This window comes from Lacinutrix jangbogonensis, from assembly GCF_000797445.1.
Classification (GTDB): domain Bacteria; phylum Bacteroidota; class Bacteroidia; order Flavobacteriales; family Flavobacteriaceae; genus Lacinutrix; species Lacinutrix jangbogonensis.
Map to the genome: position 1 here is coordinate 35,883 of NZ_JSWF01000018.1, position 11,442 is coordinate 47,324.

The window sequence follows — 11,442 nt, forward strand, 5'->3', positions numbered from 1 at the left end:
GTTTTCTTTTGCAAAATTTAGAAGCGCATTTGCAGATTGAATGAGGTCATCAAATTTTTCATATTTATTGTAATATATGGTTAAAAGGACATAGCCTTCACTTACAATAATAGGCTTGTTTTGGATTTTATAATTAGTAATAAATTTATTTATTACATTAATTGTTTTTAATGTGTCTGTTTCCTGGTGTTTGTTAATTGAATTTATCAGAATTTTTATTGGCCCCTTTAATTCTTGACAAAAAACAGAATACTGAAAAAAACAGACAATAGATAGATAGATTAATATTTTTTATTGAAGAGGTTCACCTATTTTTTTTTAATTTATTCAACTTATAATTCTTTAACATTTGTAAAAATTTATAACAATTGTTGTTCTGACCCATCTTTGTAAAGAGAGCTAAAAACTAATATTTTTTATTTACAATTTAGAGTTGTTGGAATTTTAAAGATGTCGAAATTACCGAACAAAAAATCACCATTAAAGATATTTCAATATATAACTTAGAATGTTGATTATTTTAGATTCTAACGGATACTTTGTTAATTCACAGCTTTTTTAGTAACTATTTTTTTTCGGAAGCTTTTATTTGAAGTTTATTTCGTAAGAATTTAAAATCGCATTGTTGTTCTAACATTAAAAACTCTTGGTGTTAAATAGTTAGGTATAGCATACTGTCTTTTACTATACACATCACGAACCCAAGTATTAGTAATTGAGTTTTGTACATCGAAAACATTAAAAATTTCGAATCCAAAAGAAAGCGCTTTGAAAGGTTTTTTCCAACCACTATCAAACTGCTTTTTGGCATCTACTACTACAAATTGAAAACCAATATCTGCGCGTTTGTAGTCAGGCAAACGGCTTTGGAATTGATATTTATCTGCATAACTAGGAGACCCTCCTGGTAAACCTGTATTATAAACTAAGTTTAAATACATTTTAAAATTCGGTAAATTTGGTACGTAATCTTGAAAAAGCGCAGCAAACTTTAATCGTTGGTCTGTTGGCCTGGCAATATTACCTCTGTTATTAATATTTTCTTCGGTCTTAAGATAGCCAAAACTAAACCAACTTTCTGTTCCTGGAACAAATTCACCATTTAAGCGCATATCTAATCCATGAGCATAGGCTGTTGCATTATTATTGGCATCGTAACGAATACGAACGTTTTCTACGGTATATGGATTTACATCGGTTAAATTTTTATAATAGACTTCTGTAGTAAGTTTAAAAGGTCTATCCCACATTTTAAAACTGTAATCGTTTCCTAATACTAAATGAAACGATTTCTGAGCCTTTACGTTTGGCTGTACAGTTCCAGTAGCATCACGCAATTCTCTGTAAAATGGTGGCTGATAATATAAACCGCCACTTACACGAAACAACATGTCTTTTTCCCAATTAGGCTTTATCGCAAATTGCGCTCTTGGGCTAACTACTATTTGGCTATCTCCGGTAACATTTTCACTGGTTACTTGCCAATTATGAGCGCGTACTCCAGCATTATACCAAACATCTGCTTTGCCTAAAGATGAACGTTTACTCCATTGTAAATACGCTTGTATTCTATTTATTTGTGTATTGTTTCTAGCTTGCACATTTTGAAAAGCGGTTAGCGGAAATGTATCTGGTTCGTAGGGTTCTTGATTGAAGCCTCCTGAATTTGGTGGATTTATAGAAAAGCCTGCCGAATCTATAACTTCCCATTCTATTAAACGATCTCTAATATCTTCGTTTGTATATTTTACAGACCACTTAATTTCGTTATCCTCAATATTAGCTGTTCCTTTATGTTCTACAGTAGTAATTAATGCGTCTAAGTTGTTACGACCATGGTTTAATTGTCCTCCAATACCTTCAGAAAATTCAACTTCACCTAAATCCTCATCTCCAATGTTACTGTTAACTTCTCCTAAACGATATTGTGCCAAGATATCGAAATGCTCTTCTTCTGTAGTATGGTAAGTTGAAGCAACCAAGCCTAAAGTTACATTATCATTGAGTTCATAATTTGCTTGTAATGCTCCAAAAAGTGTTTGGTAACTATCGCGTTCTTGACCTTGATAAAAAACTAATAATGCTAACGGATTATCTAATGTTCCAAAATTGGTTTGTCTTGTAAGCGGGTTGTAATTATATCTGTTGAGCGAGGCATTACCAAGAAAACTTAGTTCAAGCTTATCTGTAAATCTATAGGTTAAGTAGGTTTGTACATCTGCAAAAACAGGATTGAAATTCGTTTCTGTTTCTTTTGCTTGAACCAAAAGGGTATTATCGCGATAACGTAAACCTGTAATACTGGTAAATTTAGAATCTTTACTAGATGTTTCTATAGCAACGCTTCCTCCAAGCAGACTTAAATCGGCAGCAATACCAAAATCTTTTGGTCTTTTATAAGTGATATCTAGAACCGAAGATAATTTATCGCCATATTTAGCTTGAAATCCTCCAGCAGAGAAATCTACACTTTGCACTAAATCACTATTTATAAAACTTAAACCTTCTTGTTGTCCAGAACGCACAAGAAATGGCCTATACACTTCTATGCCATTAACATAAACAAGGTTTTCATCAAAATTCCCACCACGAACAGAATATTGAGTACTCAATTCGTTATTGCCACTAACACCAGGTAATGTTTTTAGTAAATTCTCTACACCAGCTTGCGCACCAGGAATTTTAACTAACGTTTCTGGATCGATTGTTATAATACCTTGAACATCTTTTCTTTTGCTTCCGTTAATTACAATGGTTTCAATTTGATCAACATCAGTTTTTAACACTGGATTAAATTCAAAAACTTCACCATTTTTTAAGTTTACAGTTACCGTAACATTTTTATGCGATACATGAGAGTAAACTAATGTAATATCTGTATTTGCTGGAATGTTAATTTTGTAAAAGCCGTTCTCATTTGTTGCCGTACCTGTTGTTTCTGTTTTAACATTTACGGCTTGAAGCGGAAAATTACCTTCATCTAAAATAACTCCATTTACAGTTGCGGTTTGCGCCAATGCGTAGAGTGGAAGTACTAAGGTTAATAGTTTTAGAAAGTTAGTTTTTATTTTCAAAATTTTATATTTTTATTTTTGATCTAAGCTTGTTAAATTTTTGTTGGTCTTGGCTTATTGAGTACTCGCAAATTATAGATTTATTGTATTGCGACAACGCTAATGTTGCAATACATTATTTCCTAAAAAAAGTAGTTTCAAATGTAGTGCTATTTCCTACATTATCTGTAACAATCACTTTTAATTTATTCTTAGTTTCAGTAACGTTGTTATCATTAAAATCGTATGTTAATGTTTTCTTTTTATAATTATATTCCATTAAAACCCATTTACCGTTTACGGTTGCTCTATAGTTGGAAATACCTGTGCCTTTATCGTTAATTTTAACTTTTAAAAAACGATATTTACTTATCCAACTGCCATTTTTAAAGTTTACAGCTTTTATACTAGGAGCTATAGTGTCTCTAGCAAGAACATAGGTGCCTAAATCTTTAGTATATGTGCTAAGCGTATTGCCTTTCCTTTTTGTAGTTGAATAGCTTGGCCAATCATTCCAACCTATCAACTCTGCAATGTATAATTGTTTTAAATCGTTTTCGTTAAAATCGCTAATATCGTAAGATATAGTAAAGCTTTTCTTTACAGGAATTACCGGCTTATGTAGTGTAAGTGTATCATTTTTAACACTGAAATCTATAAAAAAGCTGTCGTAAAAGGTGTCTTTGTAAAAACGGACTTTAAACTTGCCTTGTTCTAATTCTGCTTCAAGATCATGTTGAATGTAATGCTGTGTGGACACTTTTTCTTCAATATCGTTTGGTGATTTTACGTCACCTTTGATAGAGATATTTAGGATGGTTTCGTTGCCTTTAAAATCTTTAATTTTAGCTTTGTAGACCGATGCTGTACTATCGTAAATAGTGATGTAACCATTATCAATTATATTGTGGTACAAACTCAACGGGTTGTTTTCTTCAATAAATAACTTTTGAAGCCTTACTTTTTTTTCTTTAAAATGAGAATAATCTATTAAACGGTTTAAGTGTTTTGTCTCTGTAAATGAAAAACGTTTAAAATCAATTTCAAAATTTTGAACACCATTAAAAAATGTTGAAATATTATAAACGCCATTTTTATTGGCAGCTAAATCTTGCCTATCTACAGTCTGTAACGCAAAGCCAATGGTTCCAAATGCTTTTAAATCTTCAATTTTATAATCACCATTTTTTTGCGGAATAACACGAAGCTTTTGCTTTTTGTTCGAGCCATTAACATGAGAATTAACTCCAATTGGATACGCATAAACACTCGAAACAATTGGTTTTGTAGTATCTTCAACGTCAACACCAAATAACATTGGGTTAATTGGTCTTTCTGCATTATCACGAATTTCAAAATGCAAATGTGGACCAGCAGAGCTTCCTGTATTTCCAGAATAAGCGATAATTTCTCCCTTTATAATTTTTAATTCTTCTGCGGTTGGAAACACTTCAATTTCAAAAGATTCTTTTTCGTATTGTTTGGCTTTTATATATTCTTCAATGACTGGACTAAATTTTTGTAAATGTGCGTAAACGCTTGTATAACCATTAGGATGTGTGATGTATAAGGCTTTTCCATAGCCAAAATGAGCAATCTTTATTCTACTAACATAACCCTCTGCAATGCCATAAACTTTTAAACCTTCAATTTGCTTTGTTTTAATATCAATACCAGAGTGGAAGTGGTTTGAACGTAACTCTGCAAACGTACCTGCCAAAACAATATTAATGTCTAGAGGCGATCTAAAATAGTCCTGAGGATATTCGCTTTGCGAAAAAACAGAATAGCTAAGTAGGAAAAATAAAAGGAATTTGCGCATAAGCATTTAGTATACTGTTTTAAAGATATCGAATTTTTGTGTTAGTTTTACTATAGATGCTAAAATATACAATTGATTATTAATAGCAAAGACAAAATTAATGACGAAGCCATAGTATTGGTTATTTGAAGTTTAAATACTAATAAGTTGTATTACTCATTATTATTTCAAATTTTATGAAAAAACAATTGTTAAATAGGTTGTGTTCTGTTAACTTTGTGCGATAAGTATTGATATTAGTAGATGAGTAATATAGAGGATATTGTAGATGCTTTAGATAAAAAAATAAGCAAAGTCTTGCAAAACCAAGTTGTTTTAAAGGAAACTAATTTAAAATTATCTGAAGAGTTAGAACACTATCACAGTACAAAAAAAAGTCAAGAATTAGAAATTGATACTTGGAAAGAAAAGTACGATACACTCAAAATGGCCAATACAATACTAGGCAGTGATGAAGATAAACGAGATACAAAACTCAAAATAAACGCATTAATACGAGAAATAGATCATTGTATTGGTCAACTCTCCGAATAATGCAACATAGCAACTTATGGCAGAAATGCTTAAAATAAAGCTTTCGATAGCGAATAGAGTATACCCTTTAACAATTCCACCAAGTCAGGAAGAAGGTTTACGAAAAGCAGCTAAAAAAATTGAAGCTATGATTAAACAATTTGAGCAAAGTTATTCTGTTAGAGATAAACAAGATGTTTTAGCTATGTGTGCTTTACAATTTGCATCTCAAGTAGAACAGAAAACTTTAGATAAAGAACATGTAAATGAACATGTAGAAGAGAAGTTAATAGCTTTAAATCTTGTGTTACAGGAGCATTTAAGTTCGTAACGTTCTTATAGATAAAATTAGGTTACTGCCTACATTAATTATTTTTTTGATAAACTCAACAGTTAATTCTTTAAAAAGGGTGAGTTGAAGTTGTAAAAGCGTGCTGCTAATAGTTTACTATTTGGGCAGATACTTGATCAGCTTGTTAACCCTAAACGTGTTTTTAAGGAGTTTATACAAAACCAAAATTAGTGTAGGCTTTTTTTATACAATTAAACTAACTAACAATGGATCAAACAGTTATATTTAGTATTGCAGGAGTTGCTATAGGAGCTATTATTGGCTTTGTTATAGCAAAATTGATGGAGCGAAATAATGCTTCAAAATTAATTAAGAACTCAAAAAAATCAGCATCAAGTATTCTAAGAGATGCTAAAAGCCAAGGTGAGAGCATTAAAAAAGATAAAATGCTTCAGGCTAAAGAGAAATTTATTGAGCTTAAGTCTGAACACGAAAAAGTAATCTTATCTCGCGATAAGAAAATGGCAGAGGCCGAAAAACGTACTAGAGATAAAGAGTCTCAAACTTCTAGTGAGCTCGCAAAATCTAAGAAATTGAATACTGAGCTTGACGCGAAACAAAAAGACTATAATCACCGTATAGATATTCTTGATAAAAAGCAAGAAGATGTAGATAAGGCGCATAAAAGACAAATAGAACAGCTAGAGGTAATTTCTAGTCTATCTGCAGAAGATGCAAAATCTCAGTTAGTAGAATCTCTAAAAGGCGAAGCTAAAACAGAAGCCAATGTGTACATTCAAGCTAAAATGGAAGAGGCTAAAATGACTGCACAACAAGACGCTAAGAAAATAATAATTAATACGATACAGCGTATTGGTACAGAAGAAGCAGTAGATAACTGTGTGTCTGTTTTTAATATTGAAAATGATGATGTTAAAGGACGTATTATAGGTCGAGAAGGTAGAAATATTCGTGCCATTGAAGCTGCAACAGGTGTTGAGATTATTGTAGATGATACTCCAGAGGCTATTATTCTATCGTGTTTCGATTCTGTAAGACGTGAAATTGCGCGCTTATCTTTACACAAGTTGGTTACAGATGGAAGAATACATCCTGCAAGAATTGAAGAAGTTGTAAAAAAGACACAAAAACAAATAGAGCAAGAAATTATAGAAGTAGGTAAACGTACTGTTATCGATTTAGGAATTCATGGTTTAAATCCAGAATTAATAAAAATGGTTGGACGTATGAAATACCGTTCTTCTTATGGTCAAAACCTTTTACAACACTCACGTGAAGTTGCTAAACTGTGTGGCATAATGGCTGCAGAGTTAGGCTTAAACCCAAAATTAGCTAAAAGAGCCGGATTATTACACGATATAGGTAAAGTGCCAGATGCAGAAGCAGATATGGAAACGCCTCACGCTATTTTAGGTATGCAATGGGCAGAAAAATTTGGTGAAAAACCAGAGGTTTGTAATGCTATTGGTGCTCACCACGACGAGATAGAAATGACCTCTTTATTGTCACCAATTGTTCAGGTTTGTGATGCAATTTCTGGAGCAAGACCAGGAGCAAGACGTCAAGTTTTAGATAGTTATATCCAACGTTTAAAAGATTTAGAAGATATTGCCTTTGGTTTTCAAGGTGTAAAGAAAGCTTACGCTATACAAGCAGGTAGAGAGCTACGTGTTATAGTTGAAAGCGAAAGGGTAAACGACCAAAATGCAGCAGACTTATCGTTTAGTATTTCACAAAAAATACAAACAGATATGACGTATCCAGGACAAGTAAAAGTTACTGTTATTAGAGAAACGAGAGCTGTTAATATTGCAAAATAAAAACTGTTCTATTATAATTTTTAAGCCCAATTAGTTTTACTAATTGGGCTTTTATTTTTTTAACTCCTGCAAAGAAAGGAATCTGCTTTGTTAACTTATAATTACAACTATTGTCTTGGATGAAAATTTTGCATCACGTTTCTTAAATGACTTTTATCAACATGCATGTATATTTCTGTTGTAGTAATACTTTCATGACCAAGCATTAGTTGTATTGCTCTTAAATCGGCTCCATTTTCTAAAAGGTGTGTTGCAAAAGAATGCCTGAACGTGTGTGGAGAAATAGTCTTCTCCAAATTTATTTTAGTAGCTAGTTGCTTAATAATTGTAAAAATCATGGCACGCGTAAGCTGTTTTCCTCTTCGGTTTAAGAATAAAGTGTCTTGAAATTCGTTGGGAATGTTTTGGTGAATTCTTACTTCTTTCATATAGATATTTATATACTTCTGCGTCGCTTCAATAATGGGCACAAAACGCTGCTTATCACCTTTGCCTGTAACTTTAATAAACCCTTCGTCGAAAAACAAATCTGATGTTTTAAGATGCGTTAATTCACTAACACGCAAACCACAGCCATAAAGCAATTCTAAAATAGCACGATTACGTTCACCTTGCGGTTTACTTAAATCTATGGCATTTATAAGCTGGTTAATTTCATTTTCGCTTAAAGTATCTGGCAGTTTCCTACCAATTTTGGGAGAATCTATAGTATCTAACGGATTTGATTGCCGGTAGTCCTCAAAAACTAAGTAATTAAAAAAACCTTTTAAACCAGAGATTAAACGCGACTGTGAACGCGCATTAACTGTTTTAGCAATGGTATATATAAAGTGCTGAATAGTTTCTTTAGAAATTAGAATAGGAGAGATGGTAATATTATTTTCTTCTAAATAACACATTAGTTTCTTAACATCAAAACTGTAGTTACTTATCGAATTATTTGATAAGCCACGTTCTATTTTAAGATAGAGTTGATAATCTTTAAGTGCGTTTTGCCATTTCATACCACTAAAATAAAAAAGCCACTTCAATAAAGAAGCGGCTTTTTAAAAAAATATTGTTTTTGGTTCTTATAAACCAGGATAACTATTTGTAATAATTTCTACACCATCAATTACCCATCCAACAAGAAAGAATCCAGCGGTAAGGATAAAAAGTATATTCCAACCAATTGGACTTCCTAAATACCATCTATGCGCAGCAAAACCACCTAAAAATAACCAAAGTAAAATGGCTGTTGTTTGGTCTTTTGCTTTCATAACAGCAGGAGACGTCATTGCTGTATCTACAATATCTGTAGTTGCATTTGTTGTGTTTTCTACAGTTGTAGTTGTTGCTCTTTTTACTGGAAAAGAGGCGCTTGCTGTAGTGATTCCAATAAAGAATACTAAAAACGATAGTAATAGTTTAATTTTCATATTTATTTGGTTTATGTTTGTTTCTCAAAACTAAATGTTTTTTCTTACATATGAAAAATTCACTCCTCTTATTTTTTATTTTATTTTGCTTCCTATTCAGTTTTGCTCAGCAAAATTATGAATATGTTGGTTTTATAAAACTTAATGACTCTTCGTTAATAAGTTTAACGGTTAAATTACAAGAAACGAATGGCAAGATTAGCGGTTATACGTTAACAGATGTAGGTGGGGAACACGAAACAAAAAGTAGTATTATTGGAACATATGATTTAGAGAATAAAATTTTGCGGTTTAGAGAGGTTGAAACCATATATACTAAGTCTTATTTTTCAGAAGACGATTTGTGTTATATCAATTTTACGTCTAATGCATATAGATTAGGTAAATCTTCAAAACTTAAGGGTAAATTTAAGGGTTTGTTTCCAGATAAAACGGAATGCATAAATGGTGAGATTTTGTTAACAACAAAAGAAAAGCAATTAAAAAAATACAGAAGGCAAATAAATTTATAAAAAAAACGAAACGAATTCCAGATAGTGTAAAACAGAATATTGACCTTTTGAAAACAATGGATTCTATTCAAATGAATATTTTAAAAAGCAAGCAAACTATGAGCGTGTTTTCTAAAAGTAACACTATTAGAATTGAAATTTACGATGGCGGAAAAATTGATGGAGATAAAATTACCTTAACTTATAATGGTAAAACACTATTGAGAGGTTTTGAAACTTCAAAACAAAGAAAAAGTATTCCAATAACACTAATAAATAAAAAGAACACCTTTGTTTTATCTGCTGATAACGTTGGTAGTATATCCACCAATACTGCTGTAATTGAAATATTTGTTGATGGTTTAAAAATACGAGCTTTAACTAATCTTAAAGCTGGCGAGAACACTCAAATTGATTTTTATTTAAAATAGAATAAAGGCTAAAAGTATAATTACTTGTAAAATTATCTAATAAACCACATGCTGTGGTTTGATAATCTTTAAGTTTGTTTTGCCATTTCTTAACTCCAAGGTATTGTTTATTTAGAAACATAATAAATACAATTTTTATAATACTGAGAAACAGATAGTTGTTAACAAAGCACGTATAAAACTGTTAATAACTATGTTAAAGAAATTTAAAAACCCACTGTTTTTTTATAATTTTGGTATAATCAATTAATTAAAACTTTTAAATTATGAAAAAATTATTAGTATGTGCTGCGATAGCAGTATTCGGAATGAGTAGTGTTTTTGCTCAAGAATTTAATGTAGGTTTGAGTGCCGCTTTACCAATGGGTGATGCTGGAGACTTTACGACGTTTGGTGTTAATTTGGATGCAAATTATCTTTGGGATGTTTCTGATGATTTTAAAGCGGGTGTTACAACTGGTTATCATCATTATTTTGGAGATGAAGTTACTACTTCTGTCTTTGGAACAAGTTTAACTTTAGAGTTTGACGATTTTGGTTTTTTGCCAATTGCAGCTGCTGGTCGTTATAATGTTTCAGAAGTGTTGACTGTAGGAGCAGATTTAGGTTATGCAGTTGGATTGAGTCCAGATGGTAATGAGGGAGGTGTTTATTATGCACCAAAAATACAATATAGTGTTAGTGATAAAATAGATATTGTAGCTGCTTACAAAGGAATTAGTAATGATGGGTCGTTTGATTCTGTATCATTGGGTGTAGAATTTGGATTATAATAAATAACAAAAATTTTATAAATTAAAACCGAAACACACGTTTCGGTTTTTTTTATGTTCAAAACCAATAACTTAAACTTAGTAATCAATTAGTTAGACTTTTAGAGGTCAGTTTATGCTCTTTTTACTTGTTGAATATGGTTCTATAACATAGCTTTGCGCTCTCAAATTAATAAAATCAATAAAAAAATGAAAAAGATATTACTTTTATCAGTATTCGCATTATGTGCTACATTAAACATTAACGCTCAAGAAAGAGAAAGTGGAGATATTGAAATCGCTCCATACATTGGATATATGTCTTCATTTTTTAATGGTGATAATATAGACGCGTATGACTCAAGGAATGCTATCAGTTTTGGTGTGAAAGCAGACTATTTCTTTAATAACAGATGGAGTTTGCGTTCTGGACTAAGTTACGATAGTATGGGAGCAGAATATTTTGGTACAGAAGCAAAACTAGATTATTTAAATATTCCTATAAATGCAAACTGGCATTTTGGTTCAACAAGAAAATGGAATTTAAATTTTGGTGTTTCACCAGGGTTCTTGCTGTCGGCTGAGGATGCCGGAGCAGATGCAAAAGACTTAGTAGAGCCATTTCAGTTGGGAGTTTCATATGGTATTGGCTATAAACTAGAAGTGTCGGAGCAGTTTAGTATTCTTTTTGATTTTCAAGGATTAGTGGGTGTTACCAACTTTCAAAAGGCTGAAGGTGCTGCTAATAACATGAATGCAGGTTCTGGTTTAAGCATAGGTGGAGTATTCAAATTATAATATTTTTTTACTTTCACATAAAAAAAGCCGA

Annotated in this window: 11 protein-coding genes and 1 other RNA gene; 8 read left to right on the forward strand and 4 right to left on the reverse strand. The window is 31.7% G+C overall.

The features are described from left to right. Nucleotides 1-611: 611 nt before the first annotated feature. Nucleotides 612-3,074: a TonB-dependent receptor gene (locus RH82_RS03930; protein ID WP_394330721.1), complete on the reverse strand. Its 2,463-nt coding sequence runs from the start codon at nucleotides 3,072-3,074 to the stop codon at nucleotides 612-614. 115 nt (nucleotides 3,075-3,189) lie between these two features. Continuing rightward, complete coding sequence (locus RH82_RS03935; RefSeq protein WP_034058271.1) at nucleotides 3,190-4,875, reverse strand: M23 family metallopeptidase; 1,686 nt, start codon at nucleotides 4,873-4,875, stop codon at nucleotides 3,190-3,192. Nucleotides 4,876-5,118: 243 nt separating this feature from the next. On the opposite strand from RH82_RS03935, the gene RH82_RS03940 reads away from it, so the two are divergent. The 4 genes from RH82_RS03940 (at nucleotide 5,119) to rny (ending at nucleotide 7,521) form a co-directional block, all read left to right on the forward strand. After that, on the forward strand, nucleotides 5,119-5,409 hold the full coding sequence (locus RH82_RS03940; protein ID WP_034058272.1) for a hypothetical protein: 291 nt from the start codon (nucleotides 5,119-5,121) through the stop codon (nucleotides 5,407-5,409). 16 nt (nucleotides 5,410-5,425) lie between these two features. Next, nucleotides 5,426-5,719: a cell division protein ZapA gene (locus tag RH82_RS03945; RefSeq protein WP_034058273.1), complete on the forward strand. Its 294-nt coding sequence runs from the start codon at nucleotides 5,426-5,428 to the stop codon at nucleotides 5,717-5,719. 53 nt (nucleotides 5,720-5,772) lie between these two features. Next, a non-coding RNA gene (gene ssrS, locus RH82_RS18110) (6S RNA) lies at nucleotides 5,773-5,893 on the forward strand. 53 nt (nucleotides 5,894-5,946) lie between these two features. Continuing rightward, on the forward strand, nucleotides 5,947-7,521 hold the full coding sequence (rny, locus tag RH82_RS03950; RefSeq protein WP_034058275.1) for a ribonuclease Y: 1,575 nt from the start codon (nucleotides 5,947-5,949) through the stop codon (nucleotides 7,519-7,521). 107 nt (nucleotides 7,522-7,628) lie between these two features. Here the strand turns inward: rny and xerD are convergent, their stop codons facing one another. Both xerD and RH82_RS03960 read right to left on the reverse strand, forming a co-directional pair. Further along, entirely contained in the window at nucleotides 7,629-8,525 is an 897-nt protein-coding gene (gene xerD, locus RH82_RS03955) for a site-specific tyrosine recombinase XerD (protein ID WP_034058278.1), read from the reverse strand. A gap of 66 nt (nucleotides 8,526-8,591) precedes the next feature. Next, nucleotides 8,592-8,939: a TM2 domain-containing protein gene (locus RH82_RS03960; RefSeq protein WP_034058280.1), complete on the reverse strand. Its 348-nt coding sequence runs from the start codon at nucleotides 8,937-8,939 to the stop codon at nucleotides 8,592-8,594. A 50-nt stretch (nucleotides 8,940-8,989) separates the two neighbouring features. On the opposite strand from RH82_RS03960, the gene RH82_RS03965 reads away from it, so the two are divergent. The 4 genes from RH82_RS03965 (at nucleotide 8,990) to RH82_RS03980 (ending at nucleotide 11,411) form a co-directional block, all read left to right on the forward strand. Further along, nucleotides 8,990-9,451 carry a hypothetical protein gene (locus RH82_RS03965; protein ID WP_034058282.1) on the forward strand — a complete coding sequence of 154 codons (462 nt, stop codon included), beginning with the start codon at nucleotides 8,990-8,992 and terminating at the stop codon, nucleotides 9,449-9,451. A gap of 56 nt (nucleotides 9,452-9,507) precedes the next feature. Continuing rightward, nucleotides 9,508-9,861: a hypothetical protein gene (locus tag RH82_RS03970; protein ID WP_034058284.1), complete on the forward strand. Its 354-nt coding sequence runs from the start codon at nucleotides 9,508-9,510 to the stop codon at nucleotides 9,859-9,861. A 266-nt stretch (nucleotides 9,862-10,127) separates the two neighbouring features. After that, nucleotides 10,128-10,634 (forward strand): hypothetical protein, encoded by a 507-nt coding sequence (locus tag RH82_RS03975; RefSeq protein ID WP_034058286.1) that lies wholly within the window; start codon nucleotides 10,128-10,130, stop codon nucleotides 10,632-10,634. A 189-nt stretch (nucleotides 10,635-10,823) separates the two neighbouring features. Then, entirely contained in the window at nucleotides 10,824-11,411 is a 588-nt protein-coding gene (locus RH82_RS03980; RefSeq protein WP_034058287.1) for a porin family protein, read from the forward strand. The last annotated feature ends 31 nt before the right edge of the window (nucleotides 11,412-11,442 follow it).